Annotated in this window: 17 protein-coding genes; 8 read left to right on the top strand and 9 right to left on the bottom strand. The window is 61.4% G+C overall.

All coding sequences use genetic code 11. The features are described from left to right. Nucleotides 1-468 precede the first annotated feature (468 nt). Complete coding sequence (locus ABI660_RS19280; RefSeq protein WP_348071125.1) at nucleotides 469-1,995, bottom strand: wax ester/triacylglycerol synthase family O-acyltransferase; 1,527 nt, start codon at nucleotides 1,993-1,995, stop codon at nucleotides 469-471. Nucleotides 1,996-2,119: 124 nt separating this feature from the next. On the opposite strand from ABI660_RS19280, the gene ABI660_RS19275 reads away from it, so the two are divergent. Further along, nucleotides 2,120-2,374 (top strand): acyl-CoA-binding protein, encoded by a 255-nt coding sequence (locus ABI660_RS19275; protein WP_348071123.1) that lies wholly within the window; start codon nucleotides 2,120-2,122, stop codon nucleotides 2,372-2,374. A gap of 73 nt (nucleotides 2,375-2,447) precedes the next feature. Here the strand turns inward: ABI660_RS19275 and ABI660_RS19270 are convergent, their stop codons facing one another. The 8 genes from ABI660_RS19270 to ABI660_RS19235 all read right to left on the bottom strand — a co-directional run bounded on the left by ABI660_RS19270 (nucleotide 2,448) and on the right by ABI660_RS19235 (nucleotide 11,194). Beyond that, the gene (locus ABI660_RS19270) at nucleotides 2,448-2,822 is read right to left on the bottom strand and encodes a hypothetical protein (protein ID WP_348071121.1); all 375 of its coding nucleotides are present in this window, start codon (nucleotides 2,820-2,822) and stop codon (nucleotides 2,448-2,450) included. Nucleotides 2,823-3,059: 237 nt separating this feature from the next. After that, entirely contained in the window at nucleotides 3,060-3,833 is a 774-nt protein-coding gene (locus ABI660_RS19265; RefSeq protein WP_348071119.1) for a hypothetical protein, read from the bottom strand. 722 nt (nucleotides 3,834-4,555) lie between these two features. Further along, nucleotides 4,556-5,029 (bottom strand): hypothetical protein, encoded by a 474-nt coding sequence (locus ABI660_RS19260; protein WP_348071117.1) that lies wholly within the window; start codon nucleotides 5,027-5,029, stop codon nucleotides 4,556-4,558. Between the two features lie 209 nt (nucleotides 5,030-5,238). After that, entirely contained in the window at nucleotides 5,239-6,054 is an 816-nt protein-coding gene (locus tag ABI660_RS19255) for a prolyl oligopeptidase family serine peptidase (RefSeq protein ID WP_348071115.1), read from the bottom strand. Between the two features lie 291 nt (nucleotides 6,055-6,345). After that, complete coding sequence (locus ABI660_RS19250) at nucleotides 6,346-7,635, bottom strand: CaiB/BaiF CoA-transferase family protein (protein WP_348071113.1); 1,290 nt, start codon at nucleotides 7,633-7,635, stop codon at nucleotides 6,346-6,348. After that, nucleotides 7,632-7,955: a polyhydroxyalkanoic acid system family protein gene (locus ABI660_RS19245; RefSeq protein ID WP_348071111.1), complete on the bottom strand. Its 324-nt coding sequence runs from the start codon at nucleotides 7,953-7,955 to the stop codon at nucleotides 7,632-7,634. The genes ABI660_RS19250 and ABI660_RS19245 overlap by 4 nt, the downstream gene beginning before the upstream one ends. Beyond that, on the bottom strand, nucleotides 7,948-9,060 hold the full coding sequence (locus ABI660_RS19240; protein WP_348071109.1) for an aminopeptidase: 1,113 nt from the start codon (nucleotides 9,058-9,060) through the stop codon (nucleotides 7,948-7,950). Before ABI660_RS19240 ends, ABI660_RS19245 begins: the two co-directional genes overlap by 8 nt. Before the next feature lie 7 nt (nucleotides 9,061-9,067). Continuing rightward, nucleotides 9,068-11,194 (bottom strand): molybdopterin oxidoreductase family protein, encoded by a 2,127-nt coding sequence (locus ABI660_RS19235; RefSeq protein WP_348071107.1) that lies wholly within the window; start codon nucleotides 11,192-11,194, stop codon nucleotides 9,068-9,070. Between the two features lie 63 nt (nucleotides 11,195-11,257). On the opposite strand from ABI660_RS19235, the gene ABI660_RS19230 reads away from it, so the two are divergent. From ABI660_RS19230 to ABI660_RS19200, 7 genes are all read left to right on the top strand, one after another. Continuing rightward, nucleotides 11,258-12,388, top strand: a complete 1,131-nt coding sequence (locus ABI660_RS19230) for an ABC transporter substrate-binding protein (RefSeq protein ID WP_348071105.1) — start codon at nucleotides 11,258-11,260, stop codon at nucleotides 12,386-12,388. A gap of 163 nt (nucleotides 12,389-12,551) precedes the next feature. Continuing rightward, nucleotides 12,552-13,688: an ABC transporter substrate-binding protein gene (locus ABI660_RS19225; protein ID WP_348071103.1), complete on the top strand. Its 1,137-nt coding sequence runs from the start codon at nucleotides 12,552-12,554 to the stop codon at nucleotides 13,686-13,688. Nucleotides 13,689-13,904: 216 nt separating this feature from the next. Then, entirely contained in the window at nucleotides 13,905-14,759 is an 855-nt protein-coding gene (locus ABI660_RS19220) for a decaprenyl-phosphate phosphoribosyltransferase (RefSeq protein WP_348071101.1), read from the top strand. After that, a complete protein-coding gene (locus tag ABI660_RS19215) occupies nucleotides 14,756-15,679 on the top strand; it encodes a lysylphosphatidylglycerol synthase transmembrane domain-containing protein (protein ID WP_348071099.1) in 924 nt (307 codons plus the stop codon). Before ABI660_RS19220 ends, ABI660_RS19215 begins: the two co-directional genes overlap by 4 nt. A gap of 9 nt (nucleotides 15,680-15,688) precedes the next feature. After that, the gene (locus tag ABI660_RS19210; protein WP_348071097.1) at nucleotides 15,689-17,236 is read left to right on the top strand and encodes a glycosyltransferase family 39 protein; all 1,548 of its coding nucleotides are present in this window, start codon (nucleotides 15,689-15,691) and stop codon (nucleotides 17,234-17,236) included. Next, entirely contained in the window at nucleotides 17,224-17,904 is a 681-nt protein-coding gene (locus ABI660_RS19205; protein WP_348071095.1) for an HAD-IB family hydrolase, read from the top strand. The genes ABI660_RS19210 and ABI660_RS19205 overlap by 13 nt, the downstream gene beginning before the upstream one ends. A 15-nt stretch (nucleotides 17,905-17,919) precedes the next feature. Beyond that, nucleotides 17,920-18,552: amidohydrolase (locus tag ABI660_RS19200; protein WP_348071093.1), on the top strand; the 633-nt coding region annotated here is incomplete at its 3' end.

Genomic DNA, 18,552 nt, shown 5'->3' with positions numbered 1-18,552 from the left:
ACGCAGCCAAATGAGGCTCCCTTCCATCGCCCAGCGGGGCGAGGGAAGGGTCGGGATGCGCTGCCTGACTCGCGCCATGCGCGTTCAGATCCACAACGGGATGATTTGCTCGCCAAACCCCTTGCGTGTGCTAAAGCACACGCAAGGGGTTTGGTGAGTAAAGGGCCCGTTTTGGTCCGAACCCAAAGGGGCGTGGTTTTGCGGGCGATCCACTTCGTTGCAAAACCAGGCAAGGCGGAAAGCCTTGCCTTGGGTTTTGCGCCTCGCGGCTCATCCCGCAAAAGCCCCGCCGCGCACGGCGCGAGTCAGGCAGCGCATCCCCGAGGGTTGGGAGTGGGGAGTCCGTCCTACTATCCGTAGCAGACCGCAAGCGCAGCGTGATGCATATGATAGGCATGCTATCAATTCAATAGCTGTTAGCGGCCGAATCCAAAGGGCTAGCGGCATAAAACGCTTGTAAACCCAGCGTTATTCCCCCCAGGGCAGCATCATCGTCACCATCGACAGCTTGGCAAACTCCGGCACAAACTCGTCAATGATGCGCTGCGGCTCGGGGCAGAGCGTGCTGTCGGTGATCACGCCGAACTGCACGCCGCCGCCGTAGCTCAGGATGGAAACCCCAAGGCCGACGTCGCCCGACTGCGGCACCCAGAACATGCTTTGTTCCAGCGTGGCGCCGCAGAACTTGAGCTTTTCACGCGGGCCCGGTACGTTGGTCATGACCGCCGTGGTCTTTTTCGAGAACAGGTTGAGCATCGCGTCCTGCGCGGGCTTGATCAGCAGGCCGGCCACCGCCAGCAGGCTGAAGGCCAGCAGCGGCTGGTAGCTGCCCTTGAGTGCCGCCATGCGGCGCCGCACTTCGTACACGCGCTCCACCGGGTTGTCCACGCCGATCGGCAGCACCAGCGGCACCAGGCCGAAACGGTTGCCCAGCTTGTAGGCCTGCTCGATGGGCCGCAGGTTCACCGGCACCATGGCGCGGATTTCCTGGCCTTTCACGTCATCGCCGTGCGACTTGAGGTATTCGCCAATGGCGCCTGCCACGCAACTCAGCAGCACGTCATTGATCGAGCAGTTCAGCGCCTTACCGACCGCCTTGACTTCATCAAGCGGAATCGGCTGGCACCAGGCGACCTTTTTGGCCATGCCCGGTTTGCCCTTGAGCCGGGTCTTGGAGTCGTCCGGCATCAGCGCCAAGGCGGCACTGTCCTTGAGTACCTGCAGCAAGACCTTGGCAATGTCCAACGAACCTGCCATGCCTTTTTGGGGATCGCTCAGCAGGCTGAATGACTTGGCAGCGCCGTCGCCCGCCGCGCCCAGCGCCTTGACCGTGAGGTCGGTAAAGGGTTTGAGCAGGGTGTCGGCAATCCAGTCTTCGGCGCCACCGCTGCTGGCTTCTTTCTTCTTGCGCTCGGGCGGCGCCGCGCCGCCATCGACCAGCGACATGGTCACTGAAATCAGCGCAATGCCGTCGGCAATGCAGTGGTGGATGCGCACAATCATGGCGCTGCCCTTGACGCCGTCGGGGCCGGTGTAGTCCTCGATCAGGTGGATTTGCCAGAGCGGGCGTTTGCGGTCCAGCGGCTGCATGGCGAGGTGCGCGACGCGGTCTTGCAGTGCCTCCTGCTCTTTGCCCCTGGCCGCCTTCGGCAGCTTCTCGGCAATGACGTGGTTCTGCAGGTCAAAGTAGCGGTCTTCGACCCAGGTGGCGCCTGCGGCGTCCTCGATGACGCGCTGTCGGAAGCGGCCATATTTGAGCAGGCTGTTTTCGATGCGTTCACACACCGCCGCGTGGCTGACGCCGGGCGTCAATTGCCAGACGCCGACGATCATCATCAGGTTCGAAGGCGTGTCCATGCGCAGCCAGGCCGTGTCCACCTTGCTCATGCGCTCGCCCGACAGGCCCAGCGTGCCGGAGACGGCGCGGGTGACGTTTTTCTGGACGTTCTTTGCGACCTTTTTGCCCGCTGCCTGGGCCGAAACGCGTGTGACCATGAAAACTCCGTGAGCCAACCCCCGAGGATGGGGGGAATTCCCTATTTTGCAGGCAAGGCAGTGGCTAAGATACCGGGCAGTTACCCGAATTCATCCTGACTTTCAACCACAACGGAGCAACCCCATGGCAGACATCAAAGCAGCTTTCGACAAGGCAATGGCCGATTCCAAAAACCTCAGCGAGCGCCCCGACAACGCCACCCTGCTGAAAATTTATGCACTCTACAAGCAGGGCAGCGCAGGCGACAACGCCGACAAAAAGCCCGGCTTCGGCGACATGGTGGCCCGCGCCAAGTGGGACGCCTGGAACAGCCTCAAGGGCACCTCGCAGGAAGCTGCGATGCAGCAGTATGTGGATTTGATTGAGTCGTTGAGCTGATTGGCTCTAGGCGTTAGTTGAACTGGCTTTGGGGGCGCCGGTTGCCGCCTCGCGATGGTCAGTTGGCATCAGTTTAGAAGCGCTGCCCCTTGCGGGGCTTGGCAATGACTTGCAAGTCATCCTCGTAGACTATATTCCCTGGGTCTGTGGTCCGAAGCACGTTGACGTGGTAGCCATGAACATCAAGCAATTCCTTAAGTTGCCACATTCGTCGAATGGCCACAGCGGCAGCTGGCTTGAACCAGGAAATTGCGCGTCTGTGTTCAATGTGCTTAAGGACAGCGGGGATGCTTAGATTTTCATTGAACCAAGACAACACCAAACGCAGCTCGCGATGCTCGTCAACCGTCAGATCTCCCTCGTCTCGAAGGGTGTGCGCGACGACAAACACTCCGCTGGCGCGGCCAGAGTCTGGGTCATCGGCAAGAACAGTGAAACGAATGAGCATGGCGGTCGTTGTGACACCTCAACGTTCGAGGTAACTGGTGATAAAGGTGCGACGCGCATAGGTAACCCCCAAGCGCAATTTTCGGGGCGTCAGGTTCACCTTAGGGGTAGCCGTGATTTGCGATGGAATATCCCCCCAGTTCCTGTAGAACAAGGGCATCTCCGTCATCTGGCATAGGGTCACAGGCATTTAATGTAAGACCCACCCCCAACCCCTTTGATTCTTATTGTTCTCTCGTCAGCAGGAAATGCCACCAGTTCTCGCAAGAGTACACACTACAGTGAGGGTCTCGAAATCGTAAAACGCTGAATGCCCGATTTCACCGCTTGGCTCGGGAACACCTATGGGCACAAAGAAGACGGCTCTATATTCGTTCAGTAAACCGGAAGGGTAAGTGAACTTATTAAGCACGACATATGCGCGTGATATGTCTACTCTAGTTACAGAAAGAGCATCTTCTGTAACCGGCACCGGCAGGCTTTTTCTGGTGTACTTTTTTTCAACGTAAGCATCCCGAAATGCCCTCACATCTTCTGCCGTTGCTTTACGAATAGAGCCATCTCGAATGGCTTTATCAAGAGCAGGTCGGGGGTCTTCGATTTTGTCAATGACTCGTCCTGACACAAGATCGTTCGATTTCACCACCACCTCCGAGCCGACTGGAAAGTCCTTCACATTCAGCGATCCCGCCTGGAACCCGCAATCTGCCCCAATTCCTGCGCGGTACAGCGTGTGCTCACTGTCAATAGACAAATCCGGCCCGGAGGAACGAACTACTCGAATTCGCAGAGCAGCAATCTCGGTTGCCGGTGCGTTCCCTCTCGCGGGAACGAAACCTTTAGCCTCACCGACGACAACCCCAATAAACTCATACCGGAACGTGGGCTCAGGGGGATGCACCGTTCTTCCGGTTGGGTCGAAAGTAGGAGGTGGAGGAGAGCAAGCTATTGCAATGCTCCCAAAAAGAAGAAGTGACGCCGAGAGAACCCGCGTGACGTAAAGTTTTTTCATGGGAGTCTTAACGTGAAGATGACCGGAACACAACGCTTAGCGGCGACGCCGCCTCCATCCGTTGTGGATCCGTGTCGATTGATGTTAAGGCACATCACCGCTTACCTGGCTCACTCAGTTTACCCAGCACCTGACCATAGTTTGCAGTTGTAAGGCCTCGAACGTCATTGTGATAGCCGAACTCATGCGATAGCAGCTGTCCGCACCGATCGAACGCGAAAGGGAGTAGCGAATCTCCTCGCCGTTCAGGGTTGACAACGAGCACGACCTCGATTTCATACCCACTGTTCCAGAACCATCCGACCCCAGAAGTTCGCGACACAGTTTGAAGGCTACGATCACTCAGACTCAGACGCCACATTCGATACCGATCCGGGTGGTTCTGCTTCCGCGAACTAGTGCGCCCAGTAGGGTAATGGAGCCTCGGACGCACATAGTTCCACTCGTAAACGTCGACAGCGGTCTGGATGAATTTAGCATCTGCAATGGCTGCTCCGTTCGAGTCGCATGCACCCGCACCCGTAGAAACTGCGCTCACTCCACTGATGACGAGTGCAAAGCCCGAAGCCGTGACAGCAGCGCCGGCGAGCAGAGCATAGTGCTTTGGTGCCATCTGATTTTTTGCGTCTTAACGTAAAAATGACCGGACCGCTACCATTCGCGGCGAAGCCGCCTCCTGCAGGTGTGGGTCCGTGTCAACACGTTAGGCGGCAGGTTCATTTTCACAGGAGGCTTGTGCCGCCACGCAAAGCAAGCAACGCCGAGGCAAGAGCTACAAGGCCGATCACTGTGCGGAACCAATGCCAGGAAGCCCAACGCGCCAGCTCGGCAGGAAGAGCCTCGTGTGTGATGCTCGCTTCGGCAAAGCTGGCGTTGGCGCGCCGAAAGTACAGAACGTACGTTGAGAGAATGACCAATGCGAGAACGGCAGCGACAACCGACGCAGAACTTTGTGGACGATCTGTGGCGACGGATGTAATTGCGGCAACAACCGCAAGAACCGTTGCGCTCGCAGTAAGTGGCGCAAAAAACGTGTACAGGCGATGAGCATGCGCGGCATGCAGTGTGAAAAATTCTTGTGGTTGCAATGTTCGCCACATGGGAACAAGCACCATAGCCTCTGTAAATAGAGCGCCAACGAACAGAGCAAGGCCCGCAGCAGACAGAAAAGGCATTATCTCGGCGAGCAGATTCATAGACTTTCCCTTAAGGTTATTGGACGTCTAGACGTTTGACTTATTGATGTTTTCGCAATTCATGACGCCACACCGTTCGGGCTGAGCCTGTCGAAGCCCTTCGATAGGCTCAGCCCGAACGGTCATAAGTTGCCGGTCATGATTTACGGAAGGCTCAATAAGCGGCGGGCCGGAGGCACGTCCGCTTGAATGATGGTTAGCCGCCACCGCTACGGAGTGCAGTGCCGCTGGACGAACGAGAATACATCGTCGAACCAAGTTGCACTGCCTGCATACGCGAAACTGTGGCCTTCTCGACTTGAGGTCCCATAGGGCGGATAGATCTTCAACTCTGCTTCCTTGGCTACGGACTTCATTTCTGCGAACAACGCTCTGCTCGGAGAAAGGTCAAAGTCGTTTTCGGCTTGAAAGAAGAAGACTGGCGCTTTCGACGCTCGAACGGCAGTCTTCATGAGTATCTGAAGTTCTGGTGCAGACCTCCAACTTTCCGCGCCACCTGACGCGTCGACGGCCGCACAGTAGTGCCCTTGTGAGGCACCAAGGACGGTTTCGATTCCACCGAAAGAATTCCCAGCAACGGCAATGCGATCCTTCTGCACGAACTTCTGGGACGTTAGCCAGTTCAGCGCGGCGAACTGGTCCTGCAGATGAACTGTACTCAGAAGGCGCACCATAGTGGTGGCACCTTCTCTGGTGCCCCCGCGCGCCCGAGCCTGCGCGATCTCATCGCCGATGTACGGTCCGGCTTTGGTGCTGAGTCCTTGGCCTCTGCGGTAGGGCATGAAAAAAACCCAACCCTTCTGCGCGAATAGTGGGCCGATGCTCCCACTGGCCTGGCTACTCAGCATTCCTGGCGCGCTGCCATGGTTGTACAGAATTGCAGGAAACGGCCCGTCGCCGTTTGGCTTGAACAACTCGCCGGCGAGCACAACGTTCTGATTCGTGAACTGAACAATTTCGGGCTGATGAGAACTGCCTGCCGCTTGCGCTACACCCACAACCGTCAATGAAGCCGTGGCAGCCAAGAGAAGCAGTATTCGCATAGTTGATGGGCTGGCAACTATGGCAAGTGACGGCTCAATGTATACCGCACAGCCTGCGGCATAACTCGGCCGCTGCGGTACAACTCCGGCCGTTGACTTGTCGACAAGTCCTTGTCGTACCAAGAGTTTTTACGCATGAACGCTCTCCGTCATGTAGTTAAACCGCACGCTGAACACCGCACGATTCTAGGTCTGCATGGCCTACTAGCCAAATGTGCCATTGGCCCTTATTCCATGGGTGCGAACAGCTATTAATAAAGTAGCAAAAAGCTCTTACTGCACAACGCCGCGCTGCCTCAACGCACTGATCTGCACCTCCGTCAGCCCGACCTCACGCAGCACCGCATCGGTGTCCTGACCCAGTGCTGGCGCGTTGCGGCGTTGGCTGCCGGGGGTGGCTGAGAGTTTGGGGACGAAGCCGGGTACGGCCAGGTCGGAGCCGTCGTCCATGCGCACGTTTTGCAGCATGCCGCGCGCGGCGTAGTGTGGGTCGGCGGCGATGTCGGCGACGGTGTAGATTTTTCCTGCGGGTACTTCTGCGCTTTCCAGTGCTGCCAGGACTTCTTCCACGGTCAAGCCGGCCGCCCACTGGCCAATCGCGTCGTCAAGCTCCTGCACGCGCAGTACGCGGCCGTCGTTGCTGGCCAGTGCGGTGTCAGCGGCCAGATCGGGTCGGCCTATGCAGAGCATCAGTCGTTTGAAGATGCTGTCCCCGTTGCCTGCGATGAGAACATAAGCCCCCACGCTCCCCGCTTCGCGTGGTTCGCTGCCCCCCGAGGGGGCTGGCCTTGCTTGGGGCGGCCCGGCGCTGGCGGCCGACCCACCATCCTTGCAGCGGTAGGCGTTGGTGGGGGCAATGCCGGGCATGGCACTGCCGGCCGGGCCGCGCACTGCACCAAAGGCGCTGTATTCGGGCAGCAGGCTTTCCATGCAGTTGAAGACGGCTTCGTACAGCGCCACATCAACGACTTGCCCCTGGCCTGAAGCATGGCGGTGTTGCAGCGCCAGCAAGATGCCGATCACACCGTGCAGCGCGGCCAGGGTGTCGCCTATGCTCACGCCGACGCGTACCGGCACGCGGCCGGGCTCGCCGGTCAGGTGGCGCAGGCCGCTCATGGCTTCGGCCACCACGCCAAAACCCGGCCGGTCGCGGTAGGGCCCGGTCTGCCCGTAGCCGCTGATGCGCAGCATGATGAGACGCGGGTTGAGTTTGAGTAGTTCATCAGGGCCCAGGCCCCAGCCCTCCATGGCGCCGGGCCGGAAGTTCTCAATCAGCACGTCGGCGTCGGCGGCGAGTTTGCGCACGATGTCCTGTGCTTCAGCCTGTCGCAAATCAAGCGCCACCGAGCGCTTGTTGCGTGACTGCACCTGCCACCAGACCGAGGTGCCGTCTTTCAGCAGGCGCCATTTGCGCAGCGGGTCGCCAGTGCGGGGCGCTTCTATCTTGATGACGTCGGCGCCAAAGTCGGCCAGCGTCTTGGCGGCAAACGGGCCAGCGATGAGCTGGCCCAGTTCCACCACCTTCAGGCCCGCCAGCGGACCGGGGTGGACCGCCGCCGTCATTTCGCGGCTGTCTTCTTTTTGACGGCTTTGGTTTGCGCCAGCAGGGTGTCCAGATTTTTCACGATCTCGCCCTCGATCTTGTCCTTGAACGCGCCGAGCAGAAAACCCAGCTTGGCGTCCAGCTCGAACAGGTCTTTGGTCACCTTGAGCGTGCCGCTGACGCCTGATCGTGTGAAGCTGACTTCGTCGCAGGTGGCGCCCTCTTCATAGGTGCAGCTCATGTCGAACTTTTCCTCGACCTGTTCGGCCCACTGGAAAGCGGTCTTGCGCGCCTGCGCCAGCCCCAGGCTGTGCTGGCGTTCGATATGGATGTCAGCCATCGGGTGTTTCCTTGCTCTGGTTGTTCATGAAGGTGTGGAGCAGGGTGTGCCGCTCCTGTTTGGGCAGGGTGGCCAGCTGCTTTACTGCGGCGTAAAACCGCCGCCAGTCGCTTCCTTCGCGGGCAAACAGCGCTTCGAAGCCCGGGACCATTTCATCATAGGCAGCCAGGGAGGCCAGCGAGGCGTTGTTGGTGCTGGCTACCCAGCGGTCATAACCCGTGTAGCCGTCCCAGGAGGCCTTGAGCTCGGCATAACGTGCGTGAAAAGTCTGCATTGCTACGCTTTTCATAGCTGCTTGCGCCCGCCGGTCAAGGGCTGAGGCCGTATTTTGTTTATAAATTTCACTGAGTTCGCGGCGCAGGCCCAGGGTCAGCATGCGGAACTGCTGGCGGCGCTCGTTGTACTGCGCGTACTCCTTGCGGGCGGCGGCGCTGCCGTGTTGGGTCAGCCAGCGCGTGCTGCCCAGGCGTTCCACGGCGGTGGCAAAAGATTCGTTGAAGTCCATGTCGTCGGCGGCATACACCACCTGGTGCGCCAGCTCATGGAAGATCAGCCGCGCAAGCTCGCCTTCGGGGTAGCCAATGAAGGTGTTCAGCAGCGGGTCGCCGCCGGCCCAGTTCATCCAGCCCAGGGTCGAGTAGGCCGGCACCCCGTAGATACTGACTTCCAGGCCTCCCGCGCCCAGCCTGCCGGCTTCGGCGCGTGCTTCGGCTTCCTCGAAAAAGCCCTTGTAGCCGACGCAGCCGGTGACCGGGAAACACCAGGTATGCAGGGTCAGGGAAAACTCGGGCGCGGCGGACACGTTCCACACCACGGCCCTGCGGCGCAGGTCGGCGTAACGCTGGTAGCTGGCGTTGTCGGGCAGCTGGAGCTCGCTGACGGCAAAGCGCCGGATTTTCTGCGACAGGGCCAGGCGGGTCTTGAGCTTTTCAGGCGTCTCGCTGTCCTGCAGCCAGTCGTCCACCGGCCGGGCGGCGTTGATCAGCTGCAGGTGGCCACTAACCGACTGCCAGTAATAGCCCAGGTTGGTGCAGCCGGGCAGGCCCAGCAGCAGGGTGCCTGCAAACAGGGCGGCGGTTCTGGGTGATATCCGCAGGGAAGGCATGGCTGTGTCAGCTTGCCGGCGCGGTGTCTGCCTGCACTTCAGCCTGCACTTCGACCAGGCAGTCGTAAAACACCGGGCCATGGCCCAGGTCGGTCAGTTGCTGGCTGGTCAGCTGGTTGACATTGGTGCCGTCCAGCCCGAGCTTGCGCCACCAAATGCCCAGCCCATGGACCACCCCCGGCCGGGCGCGGGCGGACACCTCGGCCTTGACCCGGTAGTTGCCGCGCTGGTTAAACACCTTGACCACGGTACCGGTGCTGATGCCGCGTGCCAGCGCGTCGTCCGCATGGATTTCCAGCACCGGCTCGCTTTCAATATCACGCAGGCTTTTGACGTTGACGAAGCTGGAGTTCAGGAAGTTGCGTGCCGGCGGCGAGATCATGGCCAGCGGGTAGCTGGCAGAGCTGCCGGCCGCTTCGTGATTGGGCACATGGTTGGGCAGGCCATCCAGCCCCTGCGCGGCAAGGCGCGCGCTGAAAAACTCACATTTGCCCGAAGGCGTGGGAAAACGGCCTTCGGCAAACGGCGCGTCGGGCACCGGCAAGGTGGCGAAGCCCTTGTCCAGCAGTTCATTGAAGTCAACCCGGTCGCCGTCCGGGTGGCTGAAGGCCGTGCGGCACAGGGTTTCGTCGTCCTCCAGAAAGCAGGGCTCGGTCCAGCCCATGCGGGCCGCAAGGCCGCGGAAAATTTCGGTGTTGGGCCGGGCTTGGCCCACGGGCGCAATCGCCGGCTGGTTCAGCAGCACATCGGTGTGGCCGTACGCGCCGTGCACATCCCAGTGCTCCAGTTGCGTGGTGGCCGGCAGGATGAAGTCGGCGTAGTCGGCGGTGTCGGTCTGGAAGTGCTCCAGCACCACGGTGAAGAGGTCTTCCCGCGCAAAACCCTGCACTACCTTGCCTGACTCCGGGGCCACGGCCACGGGGTTGCTGTTGTAGACAATCAGCGCCTCGATCTTCGGGCCGAAAGCGGCAGAACTTTCCCGCAGCAGGTCGTCGCCGATGCTGATCATGTTGAGCAAGCGCGGCTGCCGGCCGGCAAGCAGGTCGGGCCGCTGCAGGGCCGCCCGGTTGACGGGGACTGTGCCCGAGCTTGACAGCAGCATGCCGCCGGCACGGTGCCGCCATGCACCCGTCAGCGCCGGCAGACAGGCCACCGCGCGGGTGGCGTTGCCGCCGCCGTGCACGCGCTGCATGCCGTAGTTCAGCCGTATCGCCGCCGGCTCGCCCTTGGCGAAACACTGGCCATAGTCGCGCGCCAGCGACCGGACCTGCTCCGCCGGAATGCCGCAAACCTCTGCAACACGCTCCGGATTCCATAGCAGTGCACGCTCGCGCAGCAAGGGCCAGCCGATGGTATGGCTCTCAATGTAGGCGTGGTCCAGCCAGTCGTTGACGATCAGCTCATGCATCAGGCCCAGGGCGAGCGCGGCGTCGGTGCCGGGCCGCAGGGCGATGTGTTCGTGGCATTTTTCGGCGGTTTCGGTTCTGCGCGGGTCGATGCAGATAATTTTTGCGCCCTGGCGTTTGGCCTCCTGCACATAACGCCAGAAGTGCAGGTTGCTGGCAATCGAATTGCTGCCCCAGATCAGGATGAGTTTGGCCTCGGCAAAAAACTCGACCTTCATGCCGACCTTGCCGCCCAGCGTTTGCACCAGGCCCTCGCCGCCGGCGGCTGAACAGATAGTGCGCTCCAGCAGCGAGGCGCCCAGCTTGTTGAAAAAGCGCGCGGCCATGCTTTCGCTTTGCACCAGGCCCATGGTGCCGGCGTAGCTGTAGGGCACGATGGCCTCGGGGTTGCGCTGCGCGATGGCTTGCAGCCGGCCGGCAATCTCGCCCAGTGCCGCGTCCCAATTGACGGTCTCGAATTTCCCCGAGCCCTTGGGCCCCACCCGCTTGAGCGGCTGCAGGATGCGGTCGGGGTGGTAGCTGCGTTCGGTGTAGCGAGACACCTTGGTGCAGAGCACACCGCCGGTCTGCGGGTGCGCCGGATTGCCCTGGACTTTCACCGCCACCCCGTTCTCCACCGTGGTCAGCAGGGCGCAGGTGTCCGGACAGTCATGTGGGCAGGCGCCGCGCACTTTGCCCGAAGCTTTCTCGAAACTGACATTAGGGGAGATGCGGATGGAGGAAGGCATAAATAAGAACTACATTTTCTTACAAAGGAGTCGTCCCTCGCCGGACGAAACGGGAAAACCATCATGAAAACATTTCAAACTCTAGGGCAAGCCGCCATCGTAGCGGCCCTGCTGCTGGCGAGTACATCGGGGCGAACCCAGGACGGCGTCAGCAAGACAGGCATTGTGCTGGGGCAATCCCTGCCTCTGACCGGTCCGGGTTCGTCGCTGGCCAAACCCTTCCATCAGGGGGCCAAGCTGTACTTTGACCGTGTCAACGCGGCCGGCGGCATCCATGGTCGCCAGATCGAGCTGGTCACGCTGGATGACGAAGGCTACGCGGCGACTGCGGCGGCAAACACCCAAAAACTGCTTGGGCAGGGTGTGTTTTCTCTCTTTGGTTTTTATGGCTCTCCCCAGGTCACCATGATTTACCCGTTCATCAAGAACAGCGAAACAGTTCTGTTCGCGCCCATGGCTGCAGCCGATGAATTTCGGGGCCCCCTTTACCCCAATGTTTATTCGCTGCGCCCCGGCTACTCGGAGGAGGCCACAGCAGTGACAAAACATGCTGAAACCCTGGGGGCCCGAAAATTTTTCATCCTTTACGCTGGCGATAGCGAATCCCAGGCGGCGCTGGATTCTGCAACACGCGTCTTCACCAGTCTTGGTGTGAGTTTGTTGGGCAAAGACACCCTGGGTTCGGCTGGGCTCGCGGCCACGGTCGAGAAGGTGCTTGCGGCTCGGCCTGAATCGGTTCTCTTGATCAGTGATTCTGTTGCCGCTGCTCCCGCGGTGCGCGCCCTGCGTGCCAAGGGTTTCCGTGGGGCTATTTACGGGTTTTCCAACACGGGTGAAAGCCTGTTGGCCGAGCAACTTGGCCCGGCAGGGGCCGGCGTGGTGGTGGTGCGTGCGGTGCCAAAAAGCGACGGCAATCGCGTGGCAGTGGTGCGCGAGTTGCAAGAGGACGCGGCGGCCGCCAAGCTGGGCAAGCCCAACGTGTACATGCTCGAAGGCTACGTCGCCGCGCGGGTGTATGCCGAGGCATTGCGGCGTGTTGGCAAAGACCCCACGCGGGCCAAACTTAAAAGGGCTATTGATGGGCTGAACGAGGTGAACATAGGCGGTTTTCGCGTTCACTTCGCCGAAGACCGTGTGGGCTCCCGCTTGGTGGAGCTCAGCCTGATTGATTCCCAGGGCCGCGTGCGGGAGTAGTTGGTACGCCGCGACACAAGACTGACGAAAGGCTGACGGAAAATAAAGGGTTTACCCTTAGTTTATTGATTTTGAGCACTAAGGTATCCATTTTTATGGATCGCTGACAGCGGGTGAATTCGGGGTCAGACTTCCAGAGGGCTTGTTTGGCGAGAATGTAAGCATGCTTATCAATCGCCGAAAATTCTCCCTCACCGCTGGCGCGGCCATGCTCGCCGGTTTCAACGTTGTCCGAGCTCAGTCCGACAGCAAAATCATCCTTGGCCAGTCGGCTGCCTTCACCGGCCCGGCCGCACAGCTGGGCATCCAGTTTTACCAGGGCGCAAAGGTCTATTTCGACCAGGTCAACGCCCAGGGCGGTGTCGGTAGGCGCCAGATTGAGATCCGCAACCTGGACGACGGCTACGAGCCGGACCGTTGTGCCGAAAACACCCGCAAGCTGATTGGAGACGATGTCTTCGCGCTGTTCGGGTACATCGGCACCCCAACCAGCCTGGCCGCCTTGCCGCTGGCCACCAAAGAAAAAGTCCCGTTTATTGCGCCCTTCACCGGCGCCATGGGTTTGCGCGATCCCTTCAACAAATACGCCTTTCACGTGCGGGCGTCCTACAACGACGAGACCGGCCTGATCGTCAGGCAGCTGACGGGCCTGGGCTTGAAAAAAATTGCCGTGTTCTACCAAAACGATGCCTACGGCAAAGCCGGGCTGGACGGCGTGAACCTGGCCCTGAGCAGCCTGGGGCTGAAGACCGTGGCCCAGGCCACCGTGGAGCGAAACTCCGTGGACGTTGCTGCCGCCGTCAAAACCCTGGTGGCGGCCGCGCCCGACGCCGTGGTGCAGATCAGTGCCTACAAGTCCTGCGCTGCCTTCATTCGTGAAGCGCGCAAGGCTGGTTATGGCGGAACGTTTTATAACGTGTCTTTTGTGGGGACCCAGGCGCTGGCCGACGAACTTGGCAAGGACGGCGCCGGTGTGGTGGTGACTCAAGTCGTGCCTTCGCCATACAACGCGGCGCGCCCGATTGCGCGCGAGTTTGCCGACGCGGTCAAGGTCGCGGGCAAGGGCACCCAGGTCAACTTCTCCAGCATGGAAGGTTATGTGGCGGCCCGGCTGTTTGTCGAGGGCCTCAAGCGCGCGGGCGGCAAGGTCTTGAGCCGCGAGTCCCTGATTGCCGGCCTGGAGGGCATAGGTAGCCAGTCGCTGGGTGGTTTTTCCATTTCGTTCTCTCCCACCGATCATGTGGCTTCGAGTTTTGTCGAGTTGTCCATGCTGACCGGCGACGGGCGCGTACGCACCTGAGCCCGAGAGAGGGTAGGGCTGCAGACGCTATTGTTTTGATAGCTGTCTGCACAGGTTGGTAAAGGGCTACAGGCCTTTTTACACGTAAACGTGCTCGAAAAGCCGGGCCACGGCGTTCGCCGCAGGTCCGGGTGGCGGGCGCAAAGCCCCGTCAGTTATGCTTGACGGCGACCGGTCGTGCTCATGCACCGGCGTCCACCACTGCACACACTGCCCATGCGCTTATTGCCCAGCCTTGCCGCCCTGATGCGGCCTCACCAATGGCTCAAAAACGCCTTCGTGTTTGCCGGCCTGGTGTTCAGCGAGAGCTGGAGCAATGGGCCGCTGGCATGGCGGGTTCTCCAGGCCTTTGCCGCGTTTTGCTGCCTGTCCAGCATGGTCTACATCCTCAATGACTGGCTGGACCGCGCCAGCGATGCACGCCATCCGGTCAAGCGACACCGCCCGCTGGCCAGCGGTGCCGTGCCACCTGCGGTAGCGCTCATGCTGGCCGCGCTGCTGGCGGCTGCGGGCCTGGCTTTTGCCTGGGGCAGCAAAACCCTGATGGTGTTGCTGGGCATTTATGTCCTGCTGAACCTGGCGTATTCCTGGCGGCTCAAGCAGGTGCCGGTGGTGGACGTGTCCATCATCGCCTCGGGCTTCATGCTCAGGCTGCTGGCCGGCACGCTGGCGGTGGGCATTCCGCCTTCGCGCTGGCTGCTGCTGGCCGGGCTGTTTGTGGCGCTGTTTCTGGGCTTTTCCAAACGCAAGGCGGAAAGTTTTCATGACGAGGCCGGCCAGCGGGCCGTGCTTGAGCATTACCCGCCCGCCCTGCTGGACATGTTCATGGCGGTGACCATGACGGCCAGCCTGATGACCTACGGCCTGTTTGCCACCAGCCCGGAAGCACAGCTGCAGCACGGCGACCGCCTGGTTTACAGCGTGCCCATCGTTATTTTTGCCATGCTGCGTTATGCCTACCAGGTGCACCGGGGCCACGGCGAGGACGTCTCGCGCGACTTGCTGCGCGACCCCTGGATCCTGCTGGCACTGGTGGCCTGGCTCGGGGTGTTTCTGGGGCACCGCCTTTGACGCAGGACGCACCGCCGACCCGCCTGCCGCTCAAGTCCCTGCTGCTGGTGCTCGGTCTGGCTGCCACGGCCTACGCCGTGGCGCTCGCCGTGTTCGGCGAAGGCCAGCGGCTGGCAACCCTTCAGCGCCTGGTTTCCATGGTTGGCCTGCAGGCCGCAGCGCTGTGCCTGCTGAACTACTTGCTGCGCGGCCTGCGCTGGCGCATTTGGATGGCCGCCCACGGGCGGCCGCTGGGGCTGCTGGAAGGCTTGCGCCTTTACTTGGCAGGCTACACCTTCACGCCCACGCCGGGCAACATCGGCGAAGCCGCGCGTGGGCTGATGCTGGCGCACCGTCCGCTGGGCGCAGCGCAGAGTCTGGCCATTTTTGGCGCCGAGCGCCTGGCCGACCTGCTGTGCCTGCTCCTGATGTGCCTGCCGGTGGCCTGGTGGCTGGTGGCTCTGAACGAGCCGCTGGCCTGGCGCCTTGCCGTACTTGCCGGATTGCTGGCGCTGGGAATGGGCGCGCTTTTCTGGGGTTTCCGGCGGCGCCTGCTGCTCCGCCTGTCCTGGCTGCGTGATGCATGGCATTGCCTGGCAACCCAGCCCCATGTCTGGCTGGCACTGACCTTGGTGGCATGGGCTGCCCAGGGCCTGGCCGTCTGGCTGCTGTGCCGTGAGGCCGGGCTTTCCATCGGGGTGCTGCAGGCCGCCGGTTTTTATGCGGTCGCCATGGTCGCCGGCGCGCTTTCGCTATTGCCGGCGGGCCTGGGGGGCATGGAGGCCGTGTTGACCGGACTGCTGGTGGTGCATGGCGCCAGCGCGGCCCAGGCGCTGGGCATCACGGTGCTGGTCAGGCTGCTGACCCTGTGGCTGGCCGTGGCCATCGGCGCGCTGGCGCTGGTCTATAGTGCCGCCATTCGCGACATCAGTTTCAGATAGCCATCACACATGCTTGAACGCCCCGGCCTCCCGGCTGACACTCTTTTTCCTCCCTCCCTGCTGCGCTGGCTGATCGCTGTCGGCGCGCTCTCGCTGGCCCTGCGGCTGTGGATTGCTGCGACTTTCCCGATCACCGGCGATGAGGCTTTTTTCTACTGGTGGGGCGTGTACCCGGACTGGGGCTATTACGACCACCCGCCCATGGTGGGCTGGCTGATCGCCGCAGTGCGCGCGACGATGGGTGACACGACCTGGGCAATCCGCCTGCCAGTGGTCCTGCTGCCGCTGGCGCTGGGTGGGCTGGTGGGCTGGGCGCTGAGCCCGCTGGATCGCGTGCGCGCCGCCTGGGCCGTGCTGTTTTTCTGGCTGGCGCCGATCAACTGGCTCAACGTGCTGATCACGACCGACACACCGCTGATGTTCTGGTCGGTGCTGTCGGTGGCCCTGCTGCTGCGCGCCGAGCGGCGCGAGCGCCTGGACGGCACGGCCTGGCTTCAATATGCGCTGTCGGGGCTGTTCCTGGGCTGCGCCTTTTTGTCCAAGTACTTTTCTGTGGTGCTGGGCCTGACCTACGTCGTGTATTTCGCGCTGTACCGGCGGGACCGCTGGGCTGCGTTTGCACTCCTCGTGCTGTGCGCGCTGCCCGGCCCGGCGATCAACATTGCCTACAACATGTCGCACGGTTGGTCGAACATCATGTTCAACCTGTACAACCGCAACGAAGGCGAGAGTTTTGCCTGGAACAAGCCGCTGCTTTACCTGGCCATGATGGTTTACCTGGTCACGCCGGTTGCGGCCTGGCTGGCCTGGAAGCAGCGCGCTGCGTTGGCCGCCGCGTCGCGCCAGCAACGTCTGCTGGCCTGTGTGGTGGTCGTGCCGCTGCTGTTTTTTGCGCTGTTGTCGCTGAAAAAAGTGGTGGGGCTGCACTGGGTATTGTCGTTTTACCCCTTCGGTTTTGCGCTGCTGGCTTTTGCCCTGCCACGGGACAAGCTCAAAACCTGCGCTGTCGGCATGGCCGTGTTTTCGGTGCTGCACGTGCTGGTGGTGGCCGGCCTGTACGCCAGTTCGCTGGACAACTGGAAAAGCACCAGGCTGTATCCGCAAATCATCCGCAGCTACAAGACCGCGGAGATGCTCAAGCAGGTGGTGGTTCCCGGCGTGGTGCTGATGGCCAGTGCCTACACGCCTGCATCCATCTACGGGTACGAACTGCGCCGGTATGTACCGGTGTTCGGGCCGGGCAACTTCCATGCGCGCCAGGACGACATGCTGGTTGATTTCTCGCTGTACCAGGGCAAGACAGTGCGCATCCTGCGCATGGACGCCCCCCGCCTTGAGGAGTACCAGCCTTATTTCGACAGCCTGCAGGTGCTCAGCTTTTCTCAGGACGGCGTGCCTTTTTACGCGGTCGAGGGCAGGGGGTTCAACTACGCCGCCTACAAGGACGGTGTGCTGGCCACCATTTACAGCCGCTACTACAACATTCCGGCCTGGCTGCCCATGACGGGCTGCCCGTTTTGCGAGCGTTTGTGCGGCCAGGTGCGATGCACGAAGTAGCTGCCGATCAGGCGCCACCAGCCATGGAAGTGGCTGCCTTTGACTTTGACGGCACACTGACGCAGCGCGACTCCCTGCTTCCCTACCTGTATCGCAGCCTGGGCTGGCCACGCTTTTTGTTGGCTTTGATGGAGAGTGCCCCCTGGTTGGCGGCTTATGCCTGCCGCATCATCAGCAACCACCGGGCCAAGGCCAGGTTGCTCCAGGCCAGCTTGGGTGGGTGCAGCGTGGCGGACATCGAGCGCTGGACCGCTGATTTTGTAAGCCACTATCTGCCACAGCAATGGAATGAAGCAACACTGGCACGGCTGCACTGGCACCAGCAGCAAGGTCATTGCTGCGTGATGGTGAGTGCCTCGCCGGGTATTTATTTGCACCGCGCCGGTGAGGTTTTGCGCATGGACGCGGTGCTCTGTACCGAGTTGGAAACAAAAGGCTCAGTGCTCACCGGCCGCATGTCGACCCGCAACTGCCACGGTGAGGAAAAGGTGCTACGCCTGCAGGCCTGGCTGACTGGCCGCAGCCCTGCCGGCGGGCGGGTTGTTTTGCACGCGTATGGCGATTCCAGTGGCGACGTTCCCCTGTTAAATCTGGCAGACTATGCGCACTACCAAGGCCAACCTTGGGTCCGCAAGCCCTCCGCCAACGAGGATACGCCGCGGGCCTGACCAACAGAGGATTGCATGAAAGTCATTGATTCCATCGTTACGCAGGCCGCCGGCATTGCCGCTGTGCGCCGCGATATCCATGCCCACCCGGAGCTGTGTTTCGAAGAGGTGCGCACCGCCGATGTGGTGGCGCAAAAGCTCACCGAATGGGGCATTCCGATTCACCGCGGCATGGGCACCACCGGCGTGGTTGGCATTGTCAAAAACGGCAATTCGAAACGCGCCATTGGCCTGCGCGCCGACATGGATGCGCTGCCGATGCAGGAGTTCAACACCTTCGAACATGCCAGCAAGACCCAGGGCAAGATGCACGCCTGCGGCCATGACGGGCACACCGCCATGCTGCTGGCAGCTGCGCAGCATTTTGCGAAAAACCGCAATTTCGACGGCACCGTCTACCTGATTTTCCAGCCAGCGGAAGAGGGCGGCGGCGGCGCGCGCGAGATGATCAAGGACGGGCTGTTTGACAAATTCCCGATGGATGCCGTGTTCGGCATGCACAACTGGCCGGGCACCCAGGTTGGCAAGTTTGCTGCCAGCGCCGGCCCGGTGATGGCATCGACCAACGAGTTCAAGATCACGATTCGCGGCAAAGGCGGCCATGCCGCGCTGCCGCACAACGGCATCGACCCGGTGCCGGTGGCCTGC

Origin of the sequence: Polaromonas sp. (genome assembly GCF_039930745.1) — a bacterium.
GTDB lineage: Bacteria > Pseudomonadota > Gammaproteobacteria > Burkholderiales > Burkholderiaceae_C > Polaromonas.
This window is presented reverse-complemented; position numbering and strand designations above follow the sequence as displayed.

What these genes read in the sequence shown, in the direction of transcription:
- ABI660_RS19210 (WP_348071097.1), top strand. Translation starts at nt 15,689, where the DNA reads ATGCTTGAACGCCCCGGCCTCCCGGCTGACACTCTTTTTCCTCCCTCC.
- ABI660_RS19260 (WP_348071117.1), bottom strand. Translation starts at nt 5,029, where the DNA reads ATGAATCTGCTCGCCGAGATAATGCCTTTTCTGTCTGCTGCGGGCCTT.
- ABI660_RS19250 (WP_348071113.1), bottom strand. Translation starts at nt 7,635, where the DNA reads ATGACGGCGGCGGTCCACCCCGGTCCGCTGGCGGGCCTGAAGGTGGTG.
- ABI660_RS19270 (WP_348071121.1), bottom strand. Translation starts at nt 2,822, where the DNA reads ATGCTCATTCGTTTCACTGTTCTTGCCGATGACCCAGACTCTGGCCGC.
- ABI660_RS19205 (WP_348071095.1), top strand. Translation starts at nt 17,224, where the DNA reads ATGCACGAAGTAGCTGCCGATCAGGCGCCACCAGCCATGGAAGTGGCT.
- ABI660_RS19275 (WP_348071123.1), top strand. Translation starts at nt 2,120, where the DNA reads ATGGCAGACATCAAAGCAGCTTTCGACAAGGCAATGGCCGATTCCAAA.
- ABI660_RS19240 (WP_348071109.1), bottom strand. Translation starts at nt 9,060, where the DNA reads ATGCCTTCCCTGCGGATATCACCCAGAACCGCCGCCCTGTTTGCAGGC.
- ABI660_RS19265 (WP_348071119.1), bottom strand. Translation starts at nt 3,833, where the DNA reads ATGAAAAAACTTTACGTCACGCGGGTTCTCTCGGCGTCACTTCTTCTT.
- ABI660_RS19225 (WP_348071103.1), top strand. Translation starts at nt 12,552, where the DNA reads ATGCTTATCAATCGCCGAAAATTCTCCCTCACCGCTGGCGCGGCCATG.
- ABI660_RS19220 (WP_348071101.1), top strand. Translation starts at nt 13,905, where the DNA reads ATGCGCTTATTGCCCAGCCTTGCCGCCCTGATGCGGCCTCACCAATGG.
- ABI660_RS19230 (WP_348071105.1), top strand. Translation starts at nt 11,258, where the DNA reads ATGAAAACATTTCAAACTCTAGGGCAAGCCGCCATCGTAGCGGCCCTG.
- ABI660_RS19245 (WP_348071111.1), bottom strand. Translation starts at nt 7,955, where the DNA reads ATGGCTGACATCCATATCGAACGCCAGCACAGCCTGGGGCTGGCGCAG.
- ABI660_RS19280 (WP_348071125.1), bottom strand. Translation starts at nt 1,995, where the DNA reads ATGGTCACACGCGTTTCGGCCCAGGCAGCGGGCAAAAAGGTCGCAAAG.
- ABI660_RS19235 (WP_348071107.1), bottom strand. Translation starts at nt 11,194, where the DNA reads ATGCCTTCCTCCATCCGCATCTCCCCTAATGTCAGTTTCGAGAAAGCT.